We start from the raw sequence: 25,593 nt of genomic DNA on the forward strand, positions 1-25,593 counted from the left end.
CCGGGGCGGGACGCGGACGGGTGCCGGGGCACGCCGGGCCGGGGGGTGCTTCGGGTAGGCTGCGCCCTCCCCCAAGTTCCGGTTAATTCCTCTACAACCTTTCGCCACATTCGTGCGTCTGGATATCGTCCGGGAAGGTAGAGGGGTCAGGAAGAGGAGTACAGAACGTGACCGTGCGTTCCTTTGCGCGGCGGATACGACCGCGAGTCGAGCGGAAGGCCGCCGAGCGCGTGTGGCAGCTGCGTACCCTGCGGCGACGCCGCAAGGCCGCGGTGACGGATCCCGAACTCCGGCCGGTGGCGGTCCGGGGCCAGCAGTTCTACGGCCGGATCGTGGACGGGTTCACCGCGGCCGGGGCGGCCGCGGCCAACCTGGACATCGTGGTGCAGGCGCTGGAGCAGGAAGGCATCCCGTACTTCCTGGTCTCCTCCCGCACCCGCTACACGGTCGGGGTGAACGCCGTCGACCGGGAGCGGTTCCTGACCGCGCTGGAGGCCCGGAACGCCGGTACGGCCGTCTTCATCGGCCGGCCCGTGGCCGGCGGCCAGCTCAAGCACGCGGCCCTGTTCCTGGACGGCGTGCTGCCCGCCGCACTGCACACGGCACCCGTGCTGCGGATCGGCGAGAACCACCTGGGCCCGGCCGGGCAGCTGCTCGCCGGCCCGGAGCTGGCCTGTGACGTGGAGTTCTGGGAGGACGGCGGCGCGCTGCTGGCCTCCGACGACGGCCCCCGGCGGCTGGCCAAGGTGCAGCCGCAGGCGTCTGCCGACGTCTTCGCCGAGTCGCTCGTCGCGCCCCGTAACAACGGGATCACCGACGTGCTGCCGGTGAGCGAGCAGACCCCGGTCACCGTGCGGGTCGGCGAGCGGGAGCTGCCCAGCTTCGGCCCGCTGACGCTGCCCACCGTGAACCGCGTCACGTTCCCGGTGGACGTCGTCTACACGTGGGTGGACGGCGAGGAGCCGGCGATGCGGGCCAAGCGGGCCCGCTACCAGGAGCACGGCATGGCCGAGATCCTGGACAAGGAGACCAACGCCTCCCGCTACACCAGCCACGACGAGCTGAAGTACTCGCTGCGCTCGCTGGCGATGTACGCCGACTTCATCCGGCACATCTACATCGTCACCGACGGCCAGAAGCCGCACTGGCTCGACGACAGCGCCCCCGGGATCACGGTCGTGGACCACCGCGACATCTTCCCGGAGGAGGCGCTGCCGGTCTTCAACTCGCACGCGATCGAGACCCGGCTGCACCACATACCGGGCCTGTCGGAGCACTACCTGTACTTCAACGACGACGTCTTCGTCGGCCGCCGGGTCACCCCGGAGCACTTCTTCTTCGGCAGCGGTCTGATGAAGATCCCGGTCTCCCCGCTGAAGATCGGTGTCGGCAAGCCGCACGCCGAGGAGACCGCGACCAACTCCGCCAGCAAGAACGTGCGGCGGCTGCTGCTGGAGAAGTTCGGGCGGATGACCACGAACAACTTCATGCACACCCCGCTGCCGCAGCAGCGCGGCACGCTCCAGGCGCTGGAGGAGCTGTTCGCGGCGGACATCCGGCGCACCACGGAGTCCCGGTTCCGCTCGCCGCAGGACATCGCCATGACGGCCCCGCTGCTGTACCAGTACGCGCTGATGACCGGCCAGGGCGTGCCCGGCAAGTTCAGCTTCCGGTACGTGAACATCAGCCGGCCGGACGCCGAGCGGCGCCTGGCCGACCTGCGCCGCAACCGCCGGTTCGACTTCTTCTGCCTCAACGACGTCGACGTGCCGCCGGAGGAGCGCGAGCAGGTCAGCGTCCGGATGCACGAGTTCCTGGAGAACTACTTCCCCTTCCCGAGCCCGTTCGAGAAGCAGGGGCCGTCCGCCGCCTCCTTCGAGCAGAGCTGACGGGCCGCGCCCATGGCCATGGACATCCGTCAGCGTTTCGCGACGCCGCCGCCCGGCCTGCGGGCCGTCCGGGACCTCCTGCCGCGGCTGCGGCTGTGGCTGGCGGCCCGGCTGTGGGCGCTGCGCGTGGCCCCGGCCCGGCGCCGGCTGCGCGCCGCGGTCCCGGGGCTGCGCCGGACCGGGCACGGGCCGGTGCGGCTGTACGGGCGTACGGTCAGCCGGTACACCGCCGCGGAGGCCGCCGCCGCCGACCTGGAGCAGGTGTGCGCCCTGCTGGAGGCGGCCGGCGCGCCCTACTTCCTGGTCCCCGCCGAGCAGGGGCCCGGGCTGCCGCGGCCGGTGGTCGGCGTGGCGGAGTCCCACCGGGGCGCCGTCCTCGCCCGCGCCCGGCAGCACTTCGCCCGCGGTGCCGAGTACGTCGGCGCGGTCGGCCCGGACGGGGCCGTGACGCGGGCGGTGCTGTGGGCCGACGGGCGGCTGCCGCGGGCGCTGCGCGCGGCGCCGGTGCTGCGCACCGGGGTGGTGCGGCTGGGGCCCGGCGGGCAGGTGCTCGGCGGGCTGGAGGCCGGGTGCGACATCGAGTTCTGGCGCTACGGCCGGGACCTGGGCGCCGACCCCGGGCATCTGACGGTGCCGGGCACCCGGTTGCAGGACGACTTCGGCCCGGCGCTGGTCGCGCCGCGCCGCAACGCCGTCTCCGAGGTGCTGCCGGCGGCGACCTGGCAGCAGGGCGCCACGGCGGCCGGGCAGGCCGCGGCGACGGTGACGGGGCCGGCGGAGCAGGGTCCCGCGGCCGTGGCCGGGCGGTATCTCGACGCGTTGCCGGGGCAGTTCGCGGGTCTGGCGGGGATGCCGGACGTACCGGGTGCGGGGCAGCCGGGCGTGCCGCGGGCGGCCGGGGCGGGTGCGCCGCGGCGTGCCGTGCCGACGTTCCCGGCGTTCGCCGAGCCCGGGATCGACCAGGTGTGCTTCCCGGTGGACGCGGTGTACACCTGGGTCGACGGCGAGGACCCGGCGATGGCCGTGAAGCGCCGGTCCCACCAGGCGCTGTCCGACAACGTCATCGCGGCGCGCGAGATCGGCGCCTCCCGCTACACCAGCCATGACGAACTGCGGTACGCGCTGCGGTCGCTGGAGATGTACGCCGGTTTCATCCGGCACGTCTATCTGGTGACCGACTCCCAGACGCCGTCCTGGCTGGACCCGGAGGCGGCGGGCCTGACCGTGATCGACCACCGGGACATCCTCCCGGCCGACGCGCTGCCCGTGTTCAACTCGCACGCGATCGAGAGCCGGCTGCACCACATACCGGGCCTGTCGGAGCACTACCTCTACTTCAACGACGACGTCTTCATCAACCGCCCGGTGGGCCCCGAACGCTTCTTCCACGGCAACGGCATCGCCCGCATCCCGCTGTCCCCGCTCAAGCTGGGTGTCGGCGACCCGCATCCGCTGGAGCCGGCGCCGAACTCGGCCGGGAAGAACGCCCGCGAGGTGATCCGGCGCTTCCACGGCCGGTACCCCACGCACAAGTCGCTGCACACCCCGCACCCGCAACTGATGTCCGTGATGCGGGAGATGGAGAGCCTCGGCATCGAGGAGCTGGAACGCACGGCGTACTCGCGCTTCCGCTCCACCTCCGATGTCGCCCCGGCGTCCACGCTCCACCACCACTGGGCGATCGCGACCGGCCGCGGTGTGCCGGCGGACTACCTCTTCCGGTACGTCCAGCTCGGCACCCCGGACATGCGGCGCCGGCTGGCCCGCCTCGCGGCCGGCGAGGACGTGGACTTCTTCTGCCTCAACGACGTGGACACCGACCCGGCGGACCGGGCGGCGGCCCAGAAGGCGATCCGTGCCTTCCTGGACCGGAAGTTCCCGTTCCCGAGCCGGTTCGAGCGGGCGGCGCGCGGTGCCTCGTACCCGGCCGTGCCGCACGCGGTGTCCCGGCGCCGCACGCGCCGCGGGCGGATTGACGCGGCCTGTTAATCGAGTGGCGGAGCCGATCCCCCCATTTGTAAGTTGTGGTCACCGCCAGTGCCGCTTACAGACGTGGGGGATCCTCGATGTCGCCAGCCCGTGTCAGACGTGCCGTCCGGGAGTCCGTCTCCGGGCTGCCCCGGGCGTTCTGGTGGCTGTGGCTCAGCACCCTGATCAACCGGCTGGGCGCCTTCGTCGCCACGTTCATGGCGCTCTATCTGACGCTGGACCGCGGCTACTCCGCCTCGTACGCCGGTCTCGTCGCCTCCCTGCACGGGCTCGGCGGGGTCGTCTCCTCGCTGGGCGGCGGGGTGATGGCCGACCGGCTCGGCAGGCGGCCCACGCTGCTCGTCGCGCAGACCGCCACCGCGGCCTCCGTGGCGCTGCTCGGCTTCGTGACGGATCCGGTCTCCATCGCCGCCGTGGCCTTCGTCGTCGGCATGGCGTCCAACGCCTCCCGGCCGGCCGTGCAGGCGATGATGGCCGACATCGTCCGTCCCGAGGACCGGGTTCGCGCCTTCTCCCTCAACTACTGGGCGATCAACCTCGGTTTCGCCGTCTCCTCCACGGCGGCCGGGTTCATCGCCGAGGTCAGCTATCGCGCCGGGTTCCTGATCGAGGCCGGGATGACCCTGGCCTGCGCGGTCGTCGTCTTCGCCCGGCTGCCCGAGTCGCGGCCCGCGCCCGCGGCCCGGCAGGAGCAGGCCCGGGTGGGTCTCGGCACGGTGCTGCGGGACGGGCGGTACATGGCCGTCGTCGGGCTGTCCTTCCTGGTCGCGCTGGTCTTCCAGCAGGGCTCGGTCGGGCTTCCGGTGGCCATGGGCCGGGCCGGGTTCTCCCCCGCCGACTACGGCCTGGCCATCGCCGTCAACGGCGTCCTGATCGTCGCCCTCCAGATCCCGGTCACCCGGCTCGTCGAGCACCGCGATCCGCGTACCCTGCTGGTCGTCTCCTCGCTGCTGGCCGGGTACGGCTTCGGGCTCACCGTCTTCGCCGGGTCGGTCGGTGTCTTCATGCTGACCGTGTGCGTGTGGACGCTCGCCGAGATCGTCAACGCCCCGACCCAGACCGGCCTGGTCGTCCGCCTCTCGCCGGTCCACGGCCGGGGCCGCTACCAGGGCGTCTACACCCTCTCCTGGTCCCTCGCCGCGCTGATCGCCCCGCTGATGTCGGGCGCGGTCATCGACCGGCTCGGCGCGGGCTGGCTGTGGGGCATGTGCGCGGCGGTGGGCACGGCGGCTGGCCTCGGCTACGGCGTCCTCATGCGCCGCCTGCCGCCGGAAGGGCCGGCCGGGGCCACGGCGGAGAGGGAGCCGGGGGTTACGGCGAAGGCCGTGCAGGCCGCCGGGGCCGCCGAGTGACACGGGTCACGTCCGTCCGTGTCACGGTTCCCGGGGCCCGTCCGTCAGTGAGGTGTCGGCACTCGCACCCCAGGAGGACCCCATGGACGCCCGGCTCAACCTCTTCGCCAGCCCCCTGGCCAGCAAGGTGTTCACGCACCTGACCGCGGCCGGCAAGGCCGTCGCCGGCTCCGCGCTGCCGGCCGCCACGCAGGAGCTGGTGAAGATCCGCGCCAGCCAGATCAACGGCTGCGGCTTCTGCACCGACATGCACACCAAGGACGCCACGGCGGCCGGCGAGAGCGCCACCCGGCTGCACCTGGTGGCGGCCTGGCGCGAGGCCACCGTGTTCACCGCGGCCGAGCGGGCCGCCCTGGAGCTGACGGAACAGGCCACCCGCATCGCCGACGCGGCCGGCGGCGTCAGCGACGAGGTGTGGGCGAAGGCCGCCGAGCACTACGACGAGGAGCAGCTCACCGCCCTGATCGGCCTGATCGCCGTCATCAACGCCTACAACCGCGTCAACGTGATCGTCCGGCAGCCCGCCGGCGACTACGTGCCCGGCATGTTCGGCTGAACCGGGCACGGCCTCACGGGTGCATCCGCGCGCCCTTCACCGTCTTGTCCACGGCGTTGCGCGGGCCGTACACCGCCAGTCCCACCAGGTCCAGGCCGGCCGTCGGGACGGCGCGGACCGCCGCGCGGTTGTCGCGGTCGTTGCCCGTGGCGAACAGGCCGGACGTGAACACCGCACACGGCAGGGCGCGGTCCAGCGCCCTGCCGTGGGCCGTCCTCAAGGTCTTCTCGCCGCCCTCGAAGACCAGCACCGGCTGGCGGAACATCGGCAGGTATCCCACCCCGTCCGCGTCTTCGTAGGGCTCGCCGACAAGCTCCGGCACCCGGCTGCCCAGGCCGCTGACCAGGAAGGCGGTGACGTTCAGGCGCTGCCATGACTCCAGGTCCGCCCGCAGCAGTACGGCGATCTTCGTGTCGAAGCGGAGGGGTTGCGTGTTCATGGAGCGAGACTCCCCCGCGGGACGCGGCCGGGTCTTGTACGTTTTTTGCATGGCCGCCGTGCAGGACCACGTCACCGCGTGGCGTCCCGGGGTGCCGGGCGTCACCGAGGTCTTCCACGCCCGCTTCACCGAGTACGCCTATCCGATGCACGTCCACGACGCGTGGACGCTGCTGATCGTGGACGACGGGGCCGTGCGGTACGACCTGGACCGGCACGAGCACGGCACCCCGCACGACACCGTGTCGCTGCTGCCGCCGCACGTCCCGCACAACGGCTCACCGGCCACGCCGGGCGGTTTCCGCAAGCGGGTGGTGTACCTCGACGGCAGCCGGCTCGGCCAGGAGCTGATCGGTCCGGCCGTGGACCGCCCCGATCTGCGGGACCCGGTACTGCGGACCCGCGTCGCCCGGCTGCACTCCGCCCTCGCCCGGCCCGGTGACGAACTGGAGGCGGAGAGCAGGCTGACGCTGGTCGCCGAGCGGCTGCGCCGCCACCTGCGGCCGCGCGCCGGCGCACCGCGCCGGTTCCGGGACCCGGTACTCGCCCGCGCGCTGCGGGAGTTGCTGGACGCCCGGGTCGTCGCCGGCCTCTCGCTGGAGGAGGCCGCGCGGGTGCTGCACGCCCATCCGGCGCACCTGGTCCGGGCGTTCAGCGGCGCGTACGGCATCGCGCCGCACCAGTACTTGATGTCCCGGCGGGTCGGACGGGCCCGGCGGCTGCTGCTCGACGGGGTGCCGCCGGGCGAGGTCGCGCAGGTCACCGGGTTCTACGACCAGGCCCATCTCACCCGGCACTTCCGGAAACTGGTCGGCGTCACCCCGGGCCGCTACCGCGGCGGCTCCCGCTGAACCGCGTACCGGTCCGGCGGAAGCCGCCCGTCCGCCGGTGACCGCTGGTTAGCCTCCGCCCATGGACGACACACGGAGAACACCGGACCCGCAGGCTCCCCGCGATGCCTCCCGCCCCTCCCGCGCGCTGCCGTTCCGACGCCTCGGGGCCGCCGTGGCGGGCGCCGCGGCCCTGGTCGCCGTCGGCGTCGGCGTGGCGCTCGCGGCACCCTCGGACGGCGCTCCCCGCCACGAGCGCGGCGTCGCGGCCACCGTCCCGCCGGACACGGACGCCGGGGGCACGTCCGTCGGCACCACGGACGGCGGCGGCACCTCGGACGGCGGCACGGCGGACGACGGCGGCCTGTTCTACGGCGGCACGTCCGACGGCGGCACGGCCGCGGGCGACACGGGCGGCGCGGACGGCGGTTCCGTCGCCGGTTCCGGCAGCAGCGGCGGCCTCACCGACGGCGGCGGCAGCGTGGGTGCCGACGGCGGCACCGACCCGGACGACCCCGGGCCCTCGGCCGAGCCCACCGGGACGGCCGGCCTGGAGGAACTGAACCGGCGCATCACGGAGCTGGACAAGAAGGTCGACCAGTTGCCGACCAAGAAGGAACTGGCCGATGCCCTGCGGGCGTTCGCCGACGAACTGGATCACGGCGCCGGGACCGCAACGCCCCGTCCGGACCCGTCCTGAGGCCCGCCGGACCTGCCCCGGGTCCGGCCGGGCCCGCCCCGAGTCCCCGGCGGACCCGCCTCAGTCCGCCGGGCGCTCGATCAGGTGACGGAACGCTTCCAGGTTCCGCGTGGACTCGCCCCGGGACACCCGCCAGGCGTGCTCCTTGCGGATCGAGGAGGCGAAGCCCAGCTCCAGCAGGGTGTTGAAGGCGCCGTCCGACGCCTCCAGGACCTGGCCGAGGAGGTGGTCGACGCCGTCCGGGGTGACCGCGGCCAGCGGCAGGCGGGCGGTGACGTAGACGTCGCCGAGCCGGTCCACGGCGTAACTCACGCCGTACAGCTTGAGGTTGCGCTCCAGCAGCCAGCGGTGGACGCCCGCCTCGTTCTCGTCGGGGTGGCGGACGACGAAGGCGTTCAGCGACAGCGAGTGGCGGCCGACGAGGAAGGAGACCGTGGTGGACAGCTTGTGCGTGCCGGGAAGTCTGACGACGTAGTTCCCGGGCTCGGGACTCTCCCACTCCAGCTCCGTGTCCTTGAAGACGCCCTCCAGGACCTGTCCCGCCTTCTCGACCTCACCCATGGTGGGAGCGTACGCGACGGCGGTGGGACTGGGTCGCGGCCAGGTACACGTCGGCGGTGGCGGCGGCGGCCGTGTCCCAGCCGAAGGACTGGGCGTGCCGGGCGGCGGCCCGGCCCATGCGCGCCGGCAGGTCCGGCGCGTCGGCGAAGCGGCGCAGCACGTTCGCGTAGTCGGCCGGGTCGTGGCCCTGGACGAGGAAGCCGGTCTCGCCGTCCCGCACGGCCACCGGCAGGCCGCCGACCGAGGCCGCGAGCACGGGCGTGCCGGCCGCCTGCGCCTCGATGGCGACCAGACCGAAGGACTCGCTGTACGACGGCATGACGAGGACGGACGCGGCCCGGAACCAGTCCGCAAGCTGCTCCTGCCCGACCGGCGGCCGGAACCGCACCACGTCCGCGATGCCCAGCCGGGCCGCCAGCTTCTGCAGGCCCTCGGGCTTGGCGAGCCCGCTGCCGCTGGGGCCGCCGACGACCGGGACGAGGAGGCGGGAGCGCAGCTCGGGGCGCCGCTCCAGCAGGACGGCGACGGCGCGCAGCAGGATGTCCGGCGCCTTCAGCGGCTGTATGCGGCCCGCGAAGAGCGGGATCAGCGCGTCCTGCGGGAGGCCGAGGCGGGCGCGGGCGGCGGCCCGGCCGTCGGCGGGGCGGAAGCGGCGCAGGTTGACGCCGGGGTGGACCACGGCGACCTTCCCGGGGTCGGCCGCGTAGTGCCGGACGAGGTCGGCGGCCTCCTCGGCGGTGTTGGCGATGAGCCGGTCGGCGGCGGCGACGATCTGGGTCTCGCCGATGACCCGGGCGGCGGGCTCGGGCGAGTCGCCCTCGGCCAGGCTGGCGTTCTTGACCTTGGCCATGGTGTGCATGGCGTGCACCAGGGGCACGCCCCAGCGCTGGGCGGCGAGCCAGCCGACGTGCCCGGAGAGCCAGTAGTGGGAGTGGACGAGGTCGTAGTGGCCGGGGCGGTGGCCGGCCCACGCCTGCATCACGCCGTGGGTGAAGGCGCAGAGCTGGGCGGGCAGCTCCTCCTTGGCCAGGCCCTCGTAGGGGCCCGCGTCGACGTGCCGGACGAGGACGCCGGGGGCCAGCTCGACGACCGCGGGCAGACCGCCGGCCGTGGCCCGGGTGAAGATCTCGACCTCGATGTCGATCTCGGCCAGCCGCTGGGCCAGCTCCACGATGTAGACGTTCATGCCGCCCGCGTCGCCGGTGCCGGGCTGGTGGAGCGGGGAGGTGTGCACGGAGAGCATGGCGATCCGCCGGGGCCTGCGGGACAGCCTGAGCCGGGAGGCGGCCGCCGGGGAGCGTCGCCCGAGCCTGCTGACGTACTGGCTCACGTGGCGCTCCTCCTTGCCGCCGGACTGCCTGCGGAGGGACCGCCCGCCCTCCGAAGGAGGACAACAGCGAGCGAGTGCCCGCCCATTTCCCGATCAAGCGACTTTGTCGAATCGTTACCCATTATCGGTCAACCGTTCGACACGGAGTGGCGTACGAGGCGCTTTACCCTCGTAGGCATGACAGCCCGCGCAGCGACCCGCCCCGTGGGAACGGTGACGCGCGGGACGACCAACCCGAACCGGCTGCGCCGCATGGACCGCTGGATCGCGGCCACGCACGGCGCCGCGCTGCGGCGCGCGGACGAGCCCGTCGCCGTCGACCTGGGGTACGGCGCCGCGCCCTGGACCGCCGTGGAGCTGCTGGCCCGGCTGCGCGCGGCGGCGCCCGGCACCCGCGTGGTCGGCGTCGAGATCGAGCCGGCCCGGGTCGCGGCGGCCCGGCCGTACGAGCGCGACGGCCTGGTCTTCCGGCACGGCGGCTTCGAGGTGCCGGTGCCCGGGCGCCCGCTGCTGATCCGCGCGGCGAACGTGCTGCGCCAGTACGACGAGGCCGAGGTCGCCCCGGTGTGGCGGCAGCTGTGCGCGCGGCTCGCGCCGGACGGGCTGCTGGTGGAGGGCACCTGTGACGAGATCGGCCGCCGGCACGTGTGGGTGGCGCTCGGCCCCGAGGGCCCCCGCACGGTCACCTTCGCCACCCGGCTGGGCTCGCTGGAGCGCCCCTCCGATCTCGCCGAGCGCCTGCCGAAGGCGCTGATCCACCGCAATGTGCCGGGCGAGCCGGTGCACGCCTTCCTCCGTGACTTCGACCGGGCCTGGGCCGCCGCCGCGCCCTACGCCTCCTACGGCGCCCGCCAGCGCTGGCTGCGCGCGGTGCGGGACCTGACGGCCGACTGGCCGGTGACGGACGGCCCGGTCCGCTGGCGGCAGGGCGAAGTGACCGTGGCCTGGACGGCGTTGGCGCCGGTGCGCTGACCGTCCGCCGCCCGGCCGGGCGCGCGGCGCGGGAACGCCGCGGGCCCGCCGCACGTCACACCGGTGGGGGGAGCGCCGTACACGGCATCCGGTCCCAGGCGGCCTCTGTCGTTTTGCGCGCGGGCGTGGCACGATCCCTCAGGCGACCGTAAGTTACTGACGGTCAATCAGTTGGGGGGAACAGGTATGGGTTCGGGCAAGCGCGGCCTGCTCACGGCCGCCCTGACCGTGGTGTGCGCGGTGACCGTGCTGGCGGCCCCGGGCACGGCGTTCGCGGCTCCCGCTCCCCCGCCCGCGCCGGAGGCGACCGCCGGGCCGGCCCGGACTCCCCTGCCGGACAGCGAACTCGAGAAGGTCCGGGCCAAGCTGGACAAGCTCTACCACGACGCGGCCGTGGCCACCGACGCCTACAACGCGGCCGAGGAGAAGGCCAAGAGGCAGTCCGCCGAGATCGCGGAGCTGACCAGGAGGATCGACCAGGGTCAGCGGCGGCTGGACCGGCTCACCGACCAGGCGGGCGCGACGGCCCGGGACCAGTACCGCACCGGCGGCCTGTCCTCCTCCGCCCAGTTCCTGCTCAGCGACGACCCGGGCCGGTTCCTGGACGGCGCCGGCCGGATGCTCCAGGGCCAGCGGGCGGCCACCGGGCTGATGAGCGACATGGCCCGCACCCAGCGGGAGTTGCGGCAGTACGCCGACGACGCCGCGGCGCAGGGCAAGAGGCTGGAGAGCCGGCGCAGGGCCGAGGCCGCCGCCAAGAAGAAGATCGAGCAGCAGATCGACGCGGCCGAGAAACTCCGCTCCCGGCTGGAGAAGAAGGAGAAGGAGCGGCTGGAGCAGCTGGAGCGGGAGGCCGCGCGGAAGGCGCAGACCGCCTGGCTGGACACCGGCGTCCTCAAGGACAGCCCCGGGCAGGCCTCCACGCGCGGCGAGAAGGCCGTGCGGTTCGCCACCGCGCAGCTCGGCAAGCCGTACGTGTGGGGCGCCGAGGGCCCGGACTCCTTCGACTGCTCGGGCCTGACCTCGCAGGCCTGGGAGGCGGCCGGACACGCCGTCCCGCGCACCTCGCAGGAGCAGTGGAAGCAGCTCCGGCACGTCGACGTCGCGGACATGCGCCCCGGCGACCTCGTCGTCTACTTCGCCGACGCCAGCCATGTGGCGCTGTACATAGGCGACGGCAGGATCATCCACGCCCCGCGCCCCGGCCGCACGGTGACGGTCGCGGGCGCCGGCTCGATGCCGATCCTGGGCGTCGTACGCCCGGACGCGTGAGGCCCGGCACGGCGCCCCGGACGGCCGGGTGTCCGGTGACGTACGTCATGTGACCCACCGCACGACCCGCCCCGGCCCCCGCCGCCCGGGGCGTGAGCTTCGTCATCCCCGCCGGGCCGGTCCGCCGCGCAACTGCGGCGCCGAACAGGGCATATGACAGCGGCGGGCGCCGGAGCGACGCGGCTCACACCATTCCACCGGGGCGGCCACAGCCGCTATGGTCACCCGTCGGTGGGTCGAGACCCCTCGACGCCGCCGTGCCCTCGGGGGGAGGGAAGGAACCCAAGACGATGCCCGTACCCGTACCGCGGCAGAGAGCGATCCCGGCCGTGGAGAGTGGTCAGGCGCAGGCCGCCCCCGCCGGCGGCCTCCTCAAGGTCGAGGCCCACCGCGACGCCGCGCCCGCACAGGGCACCGGCGCCACTCTCACCCTGCTGCTGATCGAGGACGACCCGGCCGGCTCGCCGATCGTGCCCGATCTGCTGGACTCGGCCGGCAAGCCGATCCGCGTCCGCACCGCCCGCAACCTCACCGAGGCCGAGCGGCTGCTCACCGACGACGTCCACTGCATCCTGCTGGACCTGGCCCTGCCGGCCCCGGGCGGCGGCGACACCGGCGACGAGCTGGCCGTGCTGCGGCACGTCCTGCGGCTCGCGCCCCGGCACGCCGTGCTCGCGCTGACCGCCTCCACCGACGCCGAGCGCGGCGCCGAGGCCGTGCGGGTGGGCGCGCAGGACTATCTGTTCCGGGACGAGCTGGACGGCCGGCTGCTCAGCCGCGCCATCCGCTACGCGGTGGAGCGCAAGCGCTCCGACACCGCCGAGCGACGGCTCGCCGAGGGCAGGCTGCGCGCGCAGGAGAACCGCCGGCTGGAGCGCGGTCTGCTGCCCACGCCGCTGCTGGACGGCTCCGCGCTGCGGTTCGCCGCCCGCTACCGGCCGGGCCGCTCCCGGGCCCTGCTCGGCGGCGACTTCTACGACGCCGTCCGCACCCCGGACGGCACCGTGCACGCCATGATCGGCGACGTCTGCGGGCACGGCCCGGACGAGGCCGCGCTCGGCGTCGAGCTGCGCATCGCCTGGCGGGCGCTGACCCTGGCCGGGCTGTGCGGGGACGAGCTGCTGAACACCCTCCAGCAGGTGCTGGAACACGAGCGCGCCGACGAGGAGATCTTCGCGACGCTGTGCACGGTGGACATCGCGCCCGACGGCCGCCGGGCCGGGCTGTGCCTGGCCGGCCATCCGGCCCCGCTGATCGCCCGCCCCGGCCGGCCGCCGCGGCTGCTGCCCTACGACAACAACGGCCCGGCCCTGGGCCTGCTGCCCGGCGCCCGCTGGCCCCGGACCCAGGTCGAGCTGGGCGCCGAGTGGAGCCTGATGCTCTACACCGACGGCCTGATCGAGGGCCGGATCGGTGCGGACGGGGAGCGGCTCGGACAGGACGGCATGGTCGAGATGATCAGCCGGCAGCTCGCCGAGGGGCTGCGCGGCGAGGAACTGCTGCGGGCCGCGGTGCACGAGGTGCGCCAGCTCAACGGCGGCGAGCTGACGGACGACGTGGCCGTGGTGCTGCTGGACCGGACGGCGTAGGGCACCCGCCCGCGCCCGCCCGCGCCTTCTTCCGGCTTCCGGGCCGTCCGCGCTAGCGGCCGCCGTTGTACGGCCCGTACGGACCGTCGCTGCTGCTGCCGCGGCGGCGGCCCCAGCCCCGGCCGCCGCCGACCTGCCGGAGCGCGGGACGCACGTCCACGAGGTAGACGATGCTGGCGACCGCGCCGGCGATCGGCAGGATGGACAGCAGCGAGAACAGATAGCTGACGACGAGCGCGATGCCGAGGATGATCAGCCAGAAGACCTTGTTCTGCTTGTCGGCCGCGCGGAAGGCGTCCTCGCGCCGGAACACGGCGTCGAACAGCCCGAACGCGGCCAGGGCCATCAGGACGATCTTCAAGATGCCCAAGAAGCCCGCGAAGCCCAACATCAGCATGCTGCCCACCGCCCGTTGATCTGCCGGTCCCTGCTACGCCGCCACCGTACCCGCACAACGGGCCGGGCACTGCGAAGGTGCCCGGCCCGCGCTCGTGCCGTCGCCCGGCGGTCAGTCGGCCGACGGAGTGGCCTTCTTCGGGGTGGTGGGCTTGCGGGCGGCCGGCGTCTTCTTCGCCGCGGGCTTGTCCGCCGCGGCGGGCTCGCCGGCCGCCGCGGGCCCGGTCGCGTCGTCCTTGACGCCGGCCGGCTCGGGCTTGACCTCGGCCGGCTCCGGCTTGGCCTCGGCCGGCGTGACCGCGACCGGCTCCGGCTTGGTCTCGGCCGGTCCGGTCCCGGTCTCCGCCGGTCCGGACGCGGTGCCGGCCGGCTCGGGCTGGCCCTCGACGACGATCGCCAGCTCCTCGATCTCCTCGGCCGCCTCGCCGCGCCAGGTCTTCACGGCCTGCTCGCCGTGCTCGGCGACCTTCTCGTAGGTCTCACGGGCCTTGACGGCGTACTCGGCGGCCACGCCGACCCCGCGCAGGGCGAAGTCCTGGGCGGTCTCGCCCAGCTTCTTGACGTCCAGGGCGCCGATGAACTCGCTGACCTTGGTCTGCAGGGTCTCCTGCGCCTCCTTGGCGCGGGCGGCGGCCTTCTCCTGCACGGCCTTCGGGTCGGTGTTGCGCACGGCCTCGATGCGCGCCGGGGCCTCGGTGCGCAGCTGCTCGACCAGGGCCGGCACCTTCCTGGCCTGCTGGAGCGCCAGATCGGCGGTGCCGGCGGCGAAGTAGAGCGGGGTCGGGTCGCTGAAGGTCTTGCGCAGGTCGTCGGTGATGGCCATGGTGGGGATCCTCCCGGATCGGATTCGCGTTCGGCTGGGTCTGTGGTCCGCGGCGGGCGTCCTTCAGCCCTGGTCCGGCGTTATCCGGCCGTCCGCCGTGGACCGGCATCCGTGTCACTTCCGGCGGCATCGCCTGCGCCGGCCCCGCGGCCCCCGGTCCCCTCGGCCGTGGCGCCCGCCCCGTCCTCCCCGCCCGCGGCGGGCTCGCCGGTCCCGAATCCGTTCTCCTTGCGGAAGGATTCGTAGATCTGGAGCAGCACCTGCTTCTGCCGTTCGCTGAGCGAGGGATCGGCGAGGATGACGGCACGCGTGCCGACCTCGTCCCGGCCCCGCTCGGCGTCGAGGATGCCCGCGCGGACGTACAGCGTCTCGGCGGAGATGCGCAGCGCCTTGGCGACCTGCTGGAGCACCTCCGCGCTGGGCTTGCGCAGCCCGCGCTCGATCTGGCTCAGGTAGGGGTTCGACACCCCGGCGGCGTCGGCGAGCTGCCGCAACGACAGCTGCGCGGTGCGCCGCTGCTCGCGCAGGTACTCACCGAGATTGCCGACGTTCAGCGATGCCATGACTCCACCTTGCTCCCGTTCGCTAACAATTGCAAGCACCTGCTTGCAAGAGTGTGTCATGGCGTGGCGCGGGGGGCAGTCATGGGGCATGCGCCCGGACGACTGGCACCTCACCGACGACGTCGACGCCTTCCTCGCGCGCGCCGGGGACTTCCTGCGCTCACGGCCCGGCCGGCACGTCATGACGCTGACCTGGGCCGCGCGGCTGCGGGCCCGCGGGGCGGAGGCGTTCGGCACCGGGACGCCCGTCTTCGGCGTGCTGGAGTACGGCGGTGAGGTCCGCGCCGCCTTCCACCGCCTCCCGCCCCGCGCCCTGGTCCCCACCCCGCTCACGCCCGGACAGGCCGACGCCCTGGCCGCGCGCCTGGCCGCCCTCGGGCACCGTCTGCCGTCCGTCAGCGCGGACCATGCCACCGCCACCGCCTTCGCGGAGGCCTGGCGGCGGCGGACCGGGGCGACGCCGGTGATCCGCGGCACGCGGCTGTGCCTGTACCGCCTCGGCACGCTCACCCCGCCGGACCCGCCGCCGGCGGGCCGGAGCCGCGTCCTGGGCGAGCGGGACCTGGCGGAGACCATGCGCTGGTGCGGCGAGTTCGCCGCGGCCGTCGGGGAAGCCGTCCGCATCGACGCCCGCTCCTGGTCCGGCACGCGCTTCGCCGACAAGCGCTACACGCTCTGGGAGACCCCGGACGGCACGCCCGTCTCCGTGGCGGGCATGAACCCGCTGACCGGCGGCCAGATCCAGGTGGACGTCGTCTACACCCCGGCCCCGCTGCGCGGCCGGGGGTACGCGGCCGCCGTGACCGCGGAGGTGAGCCGGGCCGCGCTGGCCGCGGGCGCGCGGGACGTCGTGCTGTTCGCGGACCGGTCCAACCCCACCAGCAACGCCCTCTACCAACGCCTCGGCTACCGCCCGCTCACGGACTGGTCGGCCTACGACTTCACCGCCGGGTAGCCCCGGGTCCGCACGCCGGCCGAACGGCCGGTTCCGGACGGTCAGGATGGGAGAAGCGGCCGGGGCGCGGGCGCCGTTACGGTGGCGCGCATGGACGACGCCAGCGCACAGCACGCCGCCGACCGGCACGACGTGATCCGGGTGCACGGGGCCCGCGAGAACAACCTGAAGGACGTCAGCATCGAGATACCCAAGCGCCGGCTGACGGTGTTCACCGGGGTCTCCGGCTCCGGCAAGAGCTCCCTGGTCTTCGACACCATCGCCGCGGAGTCGCAGCGGCTGATCAACGAGACGTACAGCGCGTTCGTCCAGGGCTTCATGCCCACGCTGGCGCGGCCCGACGTCGACGTGCTGGACGGGCTGACCACCGCGATCATCGTCGACCAGCAGCGGATGGGCGCCGACCCGCGCTCCACGGTCGGCACCGTCACCGACGCCCACGCGATGCTCCGCATCCTCTTCAGCCGGCTCGGCACCCCGCACATCGGCTCGCCCAAGGCGTTCTCCTTCAACGTGGCCTCGATCAGCGGAGCCGGCGCCGTCACCGTGGAGCGCGGCGGGAAGACGGTGAAGGAGCGCCGCGAGTTCAGCGTCACCGGCGGCATGTGCCCGCGCTGCGAGGGCCGCGGCACGGTCACCGACATCGACCTGGCCCAGCTCTACGACGCGGACCGGTCGCTCGGCGAGGGCGCGCTGGCCATCCCCGGCTACAAGCCGGGCGGCTGGAACCACCGTCTGTACGCCGAGTCGGGCCTGTACCCCGCGGACCAGCCGATCCGCACCTTCACGAAGCGGCAGCTGGACGACTTCCTGTACCGCGAGCCGGCCCGGATGAAGATCGCGGGCATCAACATGACGTACGAGGGTCTGGTGCCGCGCATCCGGAAGTCGATGCTCGCCAAGGACCGGGAGGCGATGCAGCCGCACATCCGGGAGTTCGTGGACCGGGCGGTCACCTTCGCCACCTGCCCGGACTGCGACGGCACCCGGCTCGGCGCGGCGGCCCGCTCCTCGAAGATCAAGGGGCTGAGCATCGCCGACGCCTGCGCGCTCCAGATCAGCGACCTGGCCGCCTGGGTCCGCGAGCTGGACGAGCCGTCCGTGGCGCCGCTGCTCGCCTCGCTGCGCGGCACCCTGGACTCCTTCGTGGAGATCGGCCTCGGCTACCTCTCGCTGGACCGGCCCTCGGGCACCCTCTCGGGCGGCGAGGCGCAGCGCACGAAGATGATCCGCCACCTCGGCTCCTCGCTGACCGATGTGACGTACGTGTTCGACGAGCCGACCGCCGGTCTGCACCCGCACGACATCCGGCGCATGAACGACCTGCTGCTGCGGCTGCGCGACAAGGGCAACACGGTGCTCGTCGTGGAGCACAAGCCGGAGGTCGTCGCGATCGCCGACCACGTGGTGGACCTCGGTCCGGGCGCCGGCACGGCGGGCGGCACGGTCTGCTTCGAGGGCACCGTCGCCGGGCTGCGCGCCGCCGGCACGCCGACCGGCCGCCATCTGGACGACCGGGCCACCCTGAAGGAGACGGTGCGCAAGCCGGCCGGCGCCCTGGAGATCCGCGGCGCCGCCACCCACAACCTCCGGGGCGTGGACGTGGACATCCCGCTCGGGGTGCTGGTCGTCGTCACCGGGGTGGCCGGTTCCGGCAAGAGTTCGCTGGTGCACGGGTCGGTCCCGGCCGGCGAGGGCGTCGTCTCGGTCGACCAGACGCCGATCCGCGGTTCGCGGCGCAGCAACCCGGCGACGTACACCGGGCTGCTGGAGCCGGTCCGCAAGGCGTTCGCCAAGGCCAACGGCGTGAAGCCGGCGCTGTTCAGCGCGAACTCCGAGGGCGCCTGCCCGGCCTGCAACGGCGCCGGTGTCATCTACACCGACCTGGCGGTGATGGCCGGGGTCGCCACCACCTGCGAGGAGTGCGAGGGCCGGCGGTTCGACGCCTCGGTGCTGGAGTACCGGCTCGGCGGCCGGGACATCAGCGAGGTGCTGGCGATGCCGGTGTCGCAGGCCGAGGAGTTCTTCGGCGACGGCCCGGCCCGCACCCCGGCCGCCCACCGCATCCTGCGGAACCTGGCCGACGTCGGGCTCGGCTACCTCACGCTCGGCCAGCCGCTCACCACGCTGTCCGGCGGCGAGCGGCAGCGGCTGAAGCTGGCCACGCACATGGCCGGCCAGGGCGGGGTCTACGTCCTGGACGAGCCGACCACCGGTCTGCACCCGGCCGATGTGGAGCAACTGCTGGGCTTGCTCGACCGGTTGGTGGACGCGGGCAAGTCGGTGATCGTCATCGAGCACCACCAGGCGGTCATGGCGCACGCGGACTGGATCGTCGACCTCGGGCCCGGCGCCGGGCACGACGGCGGCCGGATCGTCTTCGAGGGCACCCCGGCGGATCTGGTCGCGGCCCGCTCGACCGTCACCGGCGAGCACCTGGCGGAGTACGTCGGCGGCTGACCGCCCGGCCCCGGCGGGAGGAGCGGGTCAGAACGGCAGCGGGCGGGCGTGCACCACGTCCAGCCGGGACACCGCCCGGGTCAGCACCACGTACAGCCGGTGGGCGCCGCGTTCCTCCGCCCGCACCACCGCGGCCGGTTCGACGGCGACGACGTGGTCGTACTCCAGCCCCTTGACCATGCTCGCGGGCACGACGGCGAGCCGGGCGCCGGGCGCCTCGGGGCCGGCCGGGCCGAGGCCCGCGCCGGTGAGCGCCGCCCGCACCCGGTCCGCGTCCGCGTCGGCCGTGATCACGCCGACCGAGCCCTCCCGGGCGAGGGCCTCGCGCACGGCGGTCACGGTGGCGGCGAGCACGTCCCGGGCCGGCCGCAGGGTCAGCTCCCCGTCCGTGCGCAGCGAGGTGGCGGCGGGCACGGCCACCCCGAGCCGGGCGAGCAGCCGGTTGGCCAGCTCCACGACGGCGGCCGGCACCCGGTACCCGGTGGTCAGCGCCACCACGGCGGCGTCCGGCCGGCCGAGGTGGCGCAGCTGGACGGACCAGTCGCGGGCGGCCCACGGGGTGGTGCCCTGGGCGAGGTCGCCGAGGACGGTCAGCGAGCCGAAGGCGGCCCGGCGGGCGATGGCCCGGCACTCCATCGGTGACAGGTCCTGCGCCTCGTCGACGACGATGTGGCCGTAGCTCCCGGGGTGTTCGATCAGTCCGGCGAGTTCGTCCAGCAGCACGAGGTCGGCCGGCGACCAGCGGGCGGACCGGGGGGAACGGGGCGGGCGGGGCCACAGCAGCGCCGTCTGCTCCCCGGGGTCCAGCAGGCCGTCCGCGGCCCGTGCCAGCGCCCCGGCGTCGCCGAGGAGCCCGGCGAGGACCTCCTCGGGCCGGACCTTCGGCCACACCGCGTCGAGCCGCTCGGTCAGCGGCCGGCAGCGCTCGATCCGGCGCGTCCAGGAGGCGGGCAGCACCCCGGAGCGCCGTTCGGCCCGCTCGCGCAGCCGGCGCACCAGCCGGGTGCGCACCCGCTCCCGGCCCACCGCGTACGGCGGTTCCTCGGCGCGGACCTCCTTGACCACGGCCGCGAGTTCGCCGGCGGACACCCGCCACCGGTAGGAGCCGTCCGCTACGGCGAGGTCGGTCACGCCCTCGGTGCGCACGCGGGCGTACAGCGCCCGGCGCAGCACCTCGGCCATGCGCGGGTCGTGCTTGACGGCGGCCGTGGGCGCGGGGTCGGTGCCGGTGGCCGGGTGGCGGGCGATCTCCTCCAGCAGGGTGGACTGGCGTACGCCGGCCTCGCCGAGGGAGGGCAGCACCTCGGCGATGTAGCGCAGGAAGGTGCGGTTGGGGCCGAGGATGAGCAGGCCGGAGCGCTGGAGCCGCCTGGGGTGGGTGTAGAGCAGATAGGCGGCGCGGTGCAGGCCGACGGCGGTCTTGCCGGTGCCGGGCGCGCCCTGGACGCACACCGAGTCGGTGAGGGCGGCGCGGACGAGGTCGTCCTGTTCGGGCTGGATGGTGGCGACGATGTCCCGCATGGGTCCGACGCGGGGCCGCTCGATCTCGCGGGCCACGAGGGCGCTGCCGGGTGACTCGCCCCGGCCCAGGTGCTCGTCCTCCAGCCCGGTGAGGCCGGCGGAGTCGCCCCGGCCGCCCGGCGCCCAGCCGAACCGGCGCCGTACCGCGACGCCGCGCGGGTCGGCGGCGCTCGCCTGGTAGAAGGCGCGGGAGACGGGGGCCCGCCAGTCGACGACCAGCGGCGGGGCGGCCGGGTCCTCGGTGATCCGCAGCCGGCCCAGGTGGTAGCTCTGCCCGCCGTGCGCCGGGTCGCCGTCGGCGAAGTCCAGCCGGCCGAAGAACAGCGGACCGGGCGGCAGTTCGCGCAGCGCCTTGGCCTGGCTGCGCAGACGGCGGCCGAGTACCTCGGCGTCGGCCCCGGAGGCGGAGACGTCCTCGCCGACGACGACCTGTTCGGCGGCGCCGTCGGCCATCGCGGCGAGGGCCGCGCGGCAGGTGTCGTGGTAGGCGCGCTCGGCGTGCAGGGATTCCGTGAGGGCGGGGTCGGATGACGTCATGGCGTCAGCGTACCGCCATAACGTTACCGAGTTACATTTTTAACCCTGTCTCACAATGGGCAGTTCCGGCAGCCCCGCCGCCAGCCGCCCGAACGCCCGCTCGGCCGCGCGCACCGCGTCCGGCGCCACCCGCTCCAGCGGCTCGCCCGCCGCGATCCGCCGCCAGTTCTCCACGGCCAGCACCCGCTGCACCGCGGTGATCTGACCGGCCGCCAGCCGCGCGTCCAGTCCGCCGCCCAGCGCCTCGGCGAGCGCCGCCTCCGACCGCTCCTGGTGGGCGTAGGCCCGCGCCACCAGCGACGGGGTGCCGTAGAGCAGACGGTGGAAGGCCAGCACGTCGGGATGGTCGTTCAGCCCGGTCACCGGGTCGCGCCGGTCCAGCCCGGCCAGGAAGTGCCGGCGCAGCGCGTCCACCGGGTCGGCCGCCCCGGCGGCCACCCGCGCGGCCTCCGACTCGTGGTCCGCGATCCGGTGCAGGACCAGGTCCTCCTTGGCCGGGAAGTACCGGAAGAGGGTCGGCTTGGAGATCCCGGCCGCGGCGGCCACCTCCGCCACGGACACCGCGTCGAAGCCGCGCTCCAGGAACAGCCGCACGGCGATGTCGGACACGTCCTGGTACATCCGCTGCTTCTTGCGCTCGCGCAGACCCATCTCACCCATGGGGGGAGCCTACGCAGCCGGCCGGGGAGAGCGGCCCGCCGGACCGGGGGGCCGTGCGTCCTGCGCCGCTCACAGCAGCAGGTCGTCCACCTGGGCCTCGCCGTCCCGGTAGCGGCGCGCGATCTCGCCGCTGCAGTCGTCGGCCGTGTGCTGGAGGCGCTGGCGGCAGCGCGAGACCTCCTGCTCGTAGCGGACCAGCCGGCCCATGGCGGTGGTCAGCTCCAGGTCGGTGCGCGCCGTCAGGTCGGACAGCTCCACCTCGGCGAGCATGTCGGCGGCCAGCCGCCGGTACTTCTCGTTGTGCGGGGTGCCGAGCGTGACGTGGCGGGCCGAGGAGCGCTGCGGGGCCGGGGCGTCCTTCAGGATCTCCGCGAGCCGGTCGAGGACGGAACCGTCCGCCGGCGCCGGCACGGACGCCCGGCCGCGCCGGCCCAGCTCCGCCCGCAGGATGTCGATGCGGCCCTGGAGCAGCCGCCGTACATAGCTGAGGTCCGCCTCGTCGCGCTGGGCGTCGCGGCGCAGGACGCGCAGCTCGGGCAGGCTCAGCCGGGTCAGGCCGGGCGGGGGCGGCTCCACGGGCCGGGCCGGGACCGCCACCTCGTCGGCGCGCTGCACGGGCGGCCGGTACGACCCCTGGGTGCCCAGGCGCCCGCTGGTACTCGGTGTGCTCATCTGCGTGTGACCGTCCCCTCGACCGGCGTGTGGGAAGCATCGTGCCACCCCAACCGGCCGCTATGTGACCGAGTGCCCCCGAACGGCCCCAGATGGGGGGTAAGGGAGCCATACGGGGTCCGCCGCGGACGGGCGCCGGGCAGCGGGCATGATGGTCGGCATGCGTGCGGTGGTGCAGAGGGTGGACGGCGCGAGCGTCGTCGTGGACGGCGAGACGGTGGGCGCGATCGAGGGCGAGGGCCTGTGCGTCCTGGTCGGCGTGACCCATGAGGACACCAAGGAGACGGCGGCCCGGCTGGCGCGCAAACTGTGGACGCTGCGGATGCTCCAGGACGAGCGGTCGTGCAGCGACACGGCCGCTCCGCTGCTGGTGATCAGCCAGTTCACGCTCTACGGCGACGCGCGCAAGGGCCGCCGCCCGACCTGGAACGCGGCGGCCCCCGGCGAGATCGCCGAACCGCTGGTCGACGAGGTCGTGGCCCGGCTGCGGGAGCTCGGCGCGACCGTGGCGACGGGCCGGTTCGGCGCGCGGATGCGGGTGTCCCTCACCAACGACGGCCCGTTCACGGTCCTGCTGGAGCTCTGACCCGGCCGGGCCTACGGCTCGACCACGACCTCCTGGGCCGCGGCCGTCTGCCCGGCCAGGAGCCGCGCGTCGACCGGTACGGTGCGCTTGACCAGGGCCAGGGCCACCGGGCCCAGCTCGTGGTGGCGTACGGACGTGGTCACGAAGCCGACCTTGCGGCCGTCCGGGCCCTCGTCCGCGAGGCGCAGCTCCGTGCCCGGCACCGGCAGGTGCACCTCGCTGCCGTCCAGGTGCAGGAAGACCAGGCGGCGCGGCGGCTTGCCCAGGTTCTGCACGCGGGCGACCGTCTCCTGGCCGCGGTAGCAGCCCTTCTGCAAGTGCACGGCCGTACCGATCCAGCCCAGCTCGTGCGGGATGGTCCGGTGGTCGGTCTCGAAGCCGAGCCGGGGCCGGTGCTGCTCCACGCGCAGCGCCTCGTGGGCGAGCAGCCCGGCGGCCGGGCCGTGCGCGGCCGCGAAGGACTCCAGGTCCGCGCGCGGCAGGAACAGGTCGCGGCCGTACGCCGTCTCGCGGACGACTACGCCGTCCGGCACCTCGGCGATGGACCCGGCGGGCAGCTCGACCACCGAGAAGTCGCCGGTGCGGTCGGCGACCTCCACCCGGTAGAAGAACTTCATCGACTCCAGGTACGCGATCAGCGCGTCCTGGGTGCCGGGCTCCACATGGGCCCAGACGGTCGTCCCGTCGTCCACCAGATACAGCGCGTGCTCGATGTGCCCGTGCGCGGAGAGGATCAGGGCCTCGGTGGCCTCGCCCGCCGGCAACTCGCTGACGTGCTGGCTGAGCAGCAGGTGCAGCCAGCTCAGCCGGTCCTCACCGCTGACGGTGACGACACCGCGATGGGACAGGTCGACGAAACCGGCACCGTCGGCGAGGGCGCGCTGCTCACGGAACAGGTCGCCGTAGTGGGCCGCGACACCTTCGTCCACGCCCTCGGCGGGGACGGCGCCGGGCAGGGACAGCAGGGGGCTCTTCATACCGCAAGCCTACGACGTGGTACTTGAACTCTTCAGCGAACAGTCCGCGCACCGGCCGAAGAGGGCGAAGTGCTTCATGTCGGTGTCGAACCCGAACTGCCGGCGCAGCTTCGCCGTGAACTCCGCGGCCACCTCCACGTCCGCCTCGATCACGTCCTCGCAGTCCCGGCACACCAGGTGCAGATGGTGGTGCCGGTCGGCGAGGTGGTACGTGGGCGCGCCGTGCCCGAGGTGGGCGTGGCTGACCAGGCCCAGCTCCTCCAGCAGCTCCAGCGTCCGGTAGACGGTGGAAATGTTGACCCCCGACGCCGTCTTCCTCACTTCCACGAGGATGTCGTCGGGGGTCGCGTGCTCCAGGGTGTCGACGGCTTCGAGGACAAGCTGCCGCTGCGGCGTCAGCCGGTAGCCGCGCTGCCTGAGGTCGCTCTTCCAGTCGGTGCTCACCACACCGACGAGTCTAGGACTACTTGAAGAAGGCGATGCCGTCGTCGGGCATGTCGTCGGGCAGGGCCTTGGCCCAGCGCTCCACGTCCTCGGGCGTGACGACCTTCTTGAGCTGGGCCGACATGTACGGGCGCAGCGCGACGTCCGGGGTCTGCTTCTCGCCCACCCACATCAGGTCGCTCTTGACGTAGCCGTAGAGCCGCTTGCCGCCGCTGTAGGGACGGGCGCCCGGGATGCGGGCGACGGCGTCCGTCACCAGGTCGATCTGCGGCTTCTTGTCGGCCATCTCGCCGTACCAGATCTCGATGACACCGTCGTCGCGGGTCAGCGTGACCTCGACCTTGCGGTCGGCGTCGATCCGCCAGAAGCCGGACTCGGTCTCCAGCGGGCGGACCTTGTTGCCGTCCTTGTCCAGCACCCAGGTGCGGGAGTGGTACTCCAGGAAGTCCCGGCCGTCGTGGGTGAAGCTGACCTCCTGGCCGAAGTTGCACTTCTGCGAGCCGGGGAAGTCGTGCACGCCCGCGCCGGCCCAGCTGCCGAGCAGGAAGGCGAGCGGGACGAGGTCCTTGTGCAGGTCGGACGGGATCTCGATCATGAGCGGAGGCTTCCTAGAGGTGGGTCAGCGCTGGCCCTGGTACAGCTTCTTCACGGTCAGACCGGCGAAGGCGAGCACGCCGACGCAGACCAGGACCAGCAGGGTTTCGAAGAAGATCTCCACGGGTGCTCCTTGAGCGGGGGTGGGCATACGACAGAGCCGCAGCCCAGCTTACGCGGCCCGCCGCCGGCCCTCCCGGCGAGGTGGGCCACGGCGGGAGGGCCCTTGGGCCCGCGCGCGGCTACCCTTCCCGCATGACCAAGAAGCTGGTGATCAAGGTGACGGCCGGGGCGGACGCCCCGGAGCGGTGCTCGCAGGCGTTCACGGTCGCCGCGGTGGCCGTGGCCAGCGGGGTCGAGGTCTCGCTGTGGCTGACCGGGGAGTCGTCGTGGTTCGCGCTGCCGGGCCGGGCCGCCGAGTTCGAGCTGCCGCACGCCGCGCCGCTGCCCGATCTGATCGAGTCGGTCCTCGCCGCCGGGCGGATCACGCTGTGCACGCAGTGCGCCGCCCGCCGGGAGATCACGGAGCGGGACGTCCTGGAGGGCGTGCGGATCGCCGGCGCGCAGGTCTTCGTGCAGGAGGCGCTGGCCGACGGCGCCCAGGCGCTCGTGTACTGAGCGCGGTCAGGGGCGCGGGCGCTTCTTGCCGTCCAGCTCGTCCCACCACTCGTCCGACTGCGGGTCGCCGGAGGGCTCGTCCCACCAGCGGTCCTGCGGGCCCCGCCGGTTGGCGACCACCGCGGCGACCGGCGGGATGACCATGGCCACGACGCACAGGCCCACGGCCGCGGGCACGGACCAGATGCGGACGAGCCCCCAGGCCAGGACGAAGAGACCCACGCAGGTCCCCATCATGGCGAAGTAGACGTGCCGACGCCGGGCGTACATAGCTCCAGGGTAGGCCGGGCGGGCCCGGTCACAACTGAT

General features: G+C 73.9%; 26 protein-coding genes. 13 read left to right on the forward strand and 13 right to left on the reverse strand.

Annotated elements, in window-relative coordinates:
• The first annotated feature begins 167 nt into the window (after positions 1-167).
• The 4 genes from ACH4OA_RS11075 (at position 168) to ACH4OA_RS11090 (ending at position 5,786) form a co-directional block, all read left to right on the forward strand.
• Positions 168-1,889: a stealth family protein gene (locus ACH4OA_RS11075; RefSeq protein WP_397968689.1), complete on the forward strand. Its 1,722-nt coding sequence runs from the start codon at positions 168-170 to the stop codon at positions 1,887-1,889.
• A 12-nt stretch (positions 1,890-1,901) separates the two neighbouring features.
• Positions 1,902-3,878, forward strand: a complete 1,977-nt coding sequence (locus tag ACH4OA_RS11080; RefSeq protein ID WP_397968691.1) for a stealth family protein — start codon at positions 1,902-1,904, stop codon at positions 3,876-3,878.
• Between the two features lie 77 nt (positions 3,879-3,955).
• On the forward strand, positions 3,956-5,230 hold the full coding sequence (locus ACH4OA_RS11085) for an MDR family MFS transporter (protein WP_397948988.1): 1,275 nt from the start codon (positions 3,956-3,958) through the stop codon (positions 5,228-5,230).
• An 82-nt stretch (positions 5,231-5,312) separates the two neighbouring features.
• The gene (locus tag ACH4OA_RS11090; protein WP_397968693.1) at positions 5,313-5,786 is read left to right on the forward strand and encodes a carboxymuconolactone decarboxylase family protein; all 474 of its coding nucleotides are present in this window, start codon (positions 5,313-5,315) and stop codon (positions 5,784-5,786) included.
• A gap of 13 nt (positions 5,787-5,799) precedes the next feature.
• On the opposite strand, the gene ACH4OA_RS11095 is transcribed toward ACH4OA_RS11090, so the two are convergent.
• Positions 5,800-6,225 carry a DUF2000 family protein gene (locus tag ACH4OA_RS11095; protein ID WP_397968695.1) on the reverse strand — a complete coding sequence of 142 codons (426 nt, stop codon included), beginning with the start codon at positions 6,223-6,225 and terminating at the stop codon, positions 5,800-5,802.
• Positions 6,226-6,274: 49 nt separating this feature from the next.
• On the opposite strand from ACH4OA_RS11095, the gene ACH4OA_RS11100 reads away from it, so the two are divergent.
• The gene (locus tag ACH4OA_RS11100; RefSeq protein ID WP_397942501.1) at positions 6,275-7,075 is read left to right on the forward strand and encodes an AraC family ligand binding domain-containing protein; all 801 of its coding nucleotides are present in this window, start codon (positions 6,275-6,277) and stop codon (positions 7,073-7,075) included.
• A 61-nt stretch (positions 7,076-7,136) separates the two neighbouring features.
• Positions 7,137-7,754 (forward strand): hypothetical protein, encoded by a 618-nt coding sequence (locus ACH4OA_RS11105; protein ID WP_397968696.1) that lies wholly within the window; start codon positions 7,137-7,139, stop codon positions 7,752-7,754.
• Between the two features lie 60 nt (positions 7,755-7,814).
• On the opposite strand, the gene ACH4OA_RS11110 is transcribed toward ACH4OA_RS11105, so the two are convergent.
• Positions 7,815-8,315 carry a YbjN domain-containing protein gene (locus ACH4OA_RS11110; RefSeq protein ID WP_397942497.1) on the reverse strand — a complete coding sequence of 167 codons (501 nt, stop codon included), beginning with the start codon at positions 8,313-8,315 and terminating at the stop codon, positions 7,815-7,817.
• Positions 8,308-9,645, reverse strand: coding sequence for a D-inositol-3-phosphate glycosyltransferase (gene mshA / locus ACH4OA_RS11115; protein ID WP_397968698.1), 1,338 nt, complete (start codon positions 9,643-9,645; stop codon positions 8,308-8,310). The genes ACH4OA_RS11110 and mshA overlap by 8 nt, the downstream gene beginning before the upstream one ends.
• Before the next feature lie 177 nt (positions 9,646-9,822).
• Between mshA and ACH4OA_RS11120 the strand changes: the two genes are divergently transcribed.
• From ACH4OA_RS11120 to ACH4OA_RS11130, 3 genes are all read left to right on the forward strand, one after another.
• Complete coding sequence (locus ACH4OA_RS11120; RefSeq protein ID WP_397948981.1) at positions 9,823-10,617, forward strand: class I SAM-dependent methyltransferase; 795 nt, start codon at positions 9,823-9,825, stop codon at positions 10,615-10,617.
• A 186-nt stretch (positions 10,618-10,803) separates the two neighbouring features.
• Positions 10,804-11,889, forward strand: a complete 1,086-nt coding sequence (locus ACH4OA_RS11125) for an NlpC/P60 family protein (RefSeq protein WP_397968699.1) — start codon at positions 10,804-10,806, stop codon at positions 11,887-11,889.
• Positions 11,890-12,179: 290 nt separating this feature from the next.
• A complete protein-coding gene (locus ACH4OA_RS11130) occupies positions 12,180-13,478 on the forward strand; it encodes a PP2C family protein-serine/threonine phosphatase (RefSeq protein ID WP_397968701.1) in 1,299 nt (432 codons plus the stop codon).
• A 52-nt stretch (positions 13,479-13,530) separates the two neighbouring features.
• Here the strand turns inward: ACH4OA_RS11130 and ACH4OA_RS11135 are convergent, their stop codons facing one another.
• The 3 genes from ACH4OA_RS11135 to ACH4OA_RS11145 form a co-directional block, all read right to left on the reverse strand.
• Positions 13,531-13,884: a DUF2516 family protein gene (locus ACH4OA_RS11135; protein WP_365877337.1), complete on the reverse strand. Its 354-nt coding sequence runs from the start codon at positions 13,882-13,884 to the stop codon at positions 13,531-13,533.
• A gap of 102 nt (positions 13,885-13,986) precedes the next feature.
• Positions 13,987-14,697, reverse strand: coding sequence for a hypothetical protein (locus ACH4OA_RS11140; RefSeq protein ID WP_397968703.1), 711 nt, complete (start codon positions 14,695-14,697; stop codon positions 13,987-13,989).
• A gap of 80 nt (positions 14,698-14,777) precedes the next feature.
• Positions 14,778-15,260, reverse strand: coding sequence for a helix-turn-helix transcriptional regulator (locus ACH4OA_RS11145; RefSeq protein ID WP_365877333.1), 483 nt, complete (start codon positions 15,258-15,260; stop codon positions 14,778-14,780).
• Between the two features lie 88 nt (positions 15,261-15,348).
• Here ACH4OA_RS11145 and ACH4OA_RS11150 point away from each other — a divergent pair, with 88 nt between their 5' ends.
• Together ACH4OA_RS11150 and ACH4OA_RS11155 are read left to right on the forward strand one after the other, a co-directional pair.
• Positions 15,349-16,215, forward strand: a complete 867-nt coding sequence (locus ACH4OA_RS11150; protein ID WP_397968761.1) for a GNAT family N-acetyltransferase — start codon at positions 15,349-15,351, stop codon at positions 16,213-16,215.
• A gap of 90 nt (positions 16,216-16,305) precedes the next feature.
• Positions 16,306-18,675, forward strand: a complete 2,370-nt coding sequence (locus ACH4OA_RS11155; protein ID WP_397968705.1) for an ATP-binding cassette domain-containing protein — start codon at positions 16,306-16,308, stop codon at positions 18,673-18,675.
• 27 nt (positions 18,676-18,702) lie between these two features.
• On the opposite strand, the gene ACH4OA_RS11160 is transcribed toward ACH4OA_RS11155, so the two are convergent.
• The 3 genes from ACH4OA_RS11160 to ACH4OA_RS11170 form a co-directional block, all read right to left on the reverse strand.
• The gene (locus tag ACH4OA_RS11160) at positions 18,703-20,733 is read right to left on the reverse strand and encodes a HelD family protein (RefSeq protein WP_397968707.1); all 2,031 of its coding nucleotides are present in this window, start codon (positions 20,731-20,733) and stop codon (positions 18,703-18,705) included.
• A gap of 39 nt (positions 20,734-20,772) precedes the next feature.
• Positions 20,773-21,393 (reverse strand): TetR family transcriptional regulator, encoded by a 621-nt coding sequence (locus ACH4OA_RS11165; protein WP_397968709.1) that lies wholly within the window; start codon positions 21,391-21,393, stop codon positions 20,773-20,775.
• 69 nt (positions 21,394-21,462) lie between these two features.
• Positions 21,463-22,065: an aerial mycelium formation protein gene (locus ACH4OA_RS11170; RefSeq protein ID WP_365877323.1), complete on the reverse strand. Its 603-nt coding sequence runs from the start codon at positions 22,063-22,065 to the stop codon at positions 21,463-21,465.
• A 160-nt stretch (positions 22,066-22,225) separates the two neighbouring features.
• On the opposite strand from ACH4OA_RS11170, the gene dtd reads away from it, so the two are divergent.
• Positions 22,226-22,651: a D-aminoacyl-tRNA deacylase gene (gene dtd / locus ACH4OA_RS11175; RefSeq protein ID WP_365877321.1), complete on the forward strand. Its 426-nt coding sequence runs from the start codon at positions 22,226-22,228 to the stop codon at positions 22,649-22,651.
• A gap of 11 nt (positions 22,652-22,662) precedes the next feature.
• Here dtd and ACH4OA_RS11180 read toward each other — a convergent pair whose 3' ends face one another.
• From ACH4OA_RS11180 to ACH4OA_RS11190, 3 genes are read right to left on the reverse strand one after another with little or no spacing between them, the layout of a single operon-like run.
• The gene (locus ACH4OA_RS11180; RefSeq protein ID WP_397968710.1) at positions 22,663-23,628 is read right to left on the reverse strand and encodes a YgfZ/GcvT domain-containing protein; all 966 of its coding nucleotides are present in this window, start codon (positions 23,626-23,628) and stop codon (positions 22,663-22,665) included.
• Positions 23,629-23,637: 9 nt separating this feature from the next.
• Positions 23,638-24,075 (reverse strand): transcriptional repressor, encoded by a 438-nt coding sequence (locus tag ACH4OA_RS11185; RefSeq protein ID WP_365877317.1) that lies wholly within the window; start codon positions 24,073-24,075, stop codon positions 23,638-23,640.
• A gap of 16 nt (positions 24,076-24,091) precedes the next feature.
• Positions 24,092-24,667 (reverse strand): FABP family protein, encoded by a 576-nt coding sequence (locus tag ACH4OA_RS11190; protein WP_365877315.1) that lies wholly within the window; start codon positions 24,665-24,667, stop codon positions 24,092-24,094.
• A gap of 254 nt (positions 24,668-24,921) precedes the next feature.
• Between ACH4OA_RS11190 and ACH4OA_RS11195 the strand changes: the two genes are divergently transcribed.
• Positions 24,922-25,284, forward strand: a complete 363-nt coding sequence (locus tag ACH4OA_RS11195) for a DsrE family protein (protein WP_365877313.1) — start codon at positions 24,922-24,924, stop codon at positions 25,282-25,284.
• A gap of 6 nt (positions 25,285-25,290) precedes the next feature.
• Here the strand turns inward: ACH4OA_RS11195 and ACH4OA_RS11200 are convergent, their stop codons facing one another.
• Positions 25,291-25,554, reverse strand: a complete 264-nt coding sequence (locus tag ACH4OA_RS11200) for a DUF3099 domain-containing protein (protein ID WP_365877311.1) — start codon at positions 25,552-25,554, stop codon at positions 25,291-25,293.
• Positions 25,555-25,593 lie beyond the last annotated feature (39 nt).

Origin of the sequence: Streptomyces sp. NPDC017095 (genome assembly GCF_044332325.1) — a bacterium.
GTDB lineage: Bacteria > Actinomycetota > Actinomycetes > Streptomycetales > Streptomycetaceae > Streptomyces.

Bases quoted from the DNA above. Each gene is read 5' to 3' on its own strand.
- ACH4OA_RS11125 (WP_397968699.1), top strand. From the start codon at position 10,804: ATGGGTTCGGGCAAGCGCGGCCTGCTCACGGCCGCCCTGACCGTGGTG.
- ACH4OA_RS11180 (WP_397968710.1), bottom strand. From the start codon at position 23,628: ATGAAGAGCCCCCTGCTGTCCCTGCCCGGCGCCGTCCCCGCCGAGGGC.
- ACH4OA_RS11160 (WP_397968707.1), bottom strand. From the start codon at position 20,733: ATGACGTCATCCGACCCCGCCCTCACGGAATCCCTGCACGCCGAGCGC.
- ACH4OA_RS11105 (WP_397968696.1), top strand. From the start codon at position 7,137: ATGGACGACACACGGAGAACACCGGACCCGCAGGCTCCCCGCGATGCC.
- ACH4OA_RS11150 (WP_397968761.1), top strand. From the start codon at position 15,349: ATGCGCCCGGACGACTGGCACCTCACCGACGACGTCGACGCCTTCCTC.
- ACH4OA_RS11145 (WP_365877333.1), bottom strand. From the start codon at position 15,260: ATGGCATCGCTGAACGTCGGCAATCTCGGTGAGTACCTGCGCGAGCAG.
- ACH4OA_RS11190 (WP_365877315.1), bottom strand. From the start codon at position 24,667: ATGATCGAGATCCCGTCCGACCTGCACAAGGACCTCGTCCCGCTCGCC.
- ACH4OA_RS11155 (WP_397968705.1), top strand. From the start codon at position 16,306: ATGGACGACGCCAGCGCACAGCACGCCGCCGACCGGCACGACGTGATC.
- ACH4OA_RS11170 (WP_365877323.1), bottom strand. From the start codon at position 22,065: ATGAGCACACCGAGTACCAGCGGGCGCCTGGGCACCCAGGGGTCGTAC.
- ACH4OA_RS11085 (WP_397948988.1), top strand. From the start codon at position 3,956: ATGTCGCCAGCCCGTGTCAGACGTGCCGTCCGGGAGTCCGTCTCCGGG.
- ACH4OA_RS11095 (WP_397968695.1), bottom strand. From the start codon at position 6,225: ATGAACACGCAACCCCTCCGCTTCGACACGAAGATCGCCGTACTGCTG.
- dtd (WP_365877321.1), top strand. From the start codon at position 22,226: ATGCGTGCGGTGGTGCAGAGGGTGGACGGCGCGAGCGTCGTCGTGGAC.
- ACH4OA_RS11120 (WP_397948981.1), top strand. From the start codon at position 9,823: ATGACAGCCCGCGCAGCGACCCGCCCCGTGGGAACGGTGACGCGCGGG.
- ACH4OA_RS11165 (WP_397968709.1), bottom strand. From the start codon at position 21,393: ATGGGTGAGATGGGTCTGCGCGAGCGCAAGAAGCAGCGGATGTACCAG.
- ACH4OA_RS11140 (WP_397968703.1), bottom strand. From the start codon at position 14,697: ATGGCCATCACCGACGACCTGCGCAAGACCTTCAGCGACCCGACCCCG.
- ACH4OA_RS11195 (WP_365877313.1), top strand. From the start codon at position 24,922: ATGACCAAGAAGCTGGTGATCAAGGTGACGGCCGGGGCGGACGCCCCG.
- ACH4OA_RS11110 (WP_397942497.1), bottom strand. From the start codon at position 8,315: ATGGGTGAGGTCGAGAAGGCGGGACAGGTCCTGGAGGGCGTCTTCAAG.
- ACH4OA_RS11100 (WP_397942501.1), top strand. From the start codon at position 6,275: ATGGCCGCCGTGCAGGACCACGTCACCGCGTGGCGTCCCGGGGTGCCG.
- ACH4OA_RS11090 (WP_397968693.1), top strand. From the start codon at position 5,313: ATGGACGCCCGGCTCAACCTCTTCGCCAGCCCCCTGGCCAGCAAGGTG.
- ACH4OA_RS11080 (WP_397968691.1), top strand. From the start codon at position 1,902: ATGGCCATGGACATCCGTCAGCGTTTCGCGACGCCGCCGCCCGGCCTG.
- ACH4OA_RS11200 (WP_365877311.1), bottom strand. From the start codon at position 25,554: ATGTACGCCCGGCGTCGGCACGTCTACTTCGCCATGATGGGGACCTGC.
- ACH4OA_RS11130 (WP_397968701.1), top strand. From the start codon at position 12,180: ATGCCCGTACCCGTACCGCGGCAGAGAGCGATCCCGGCCGTGGAGAGT.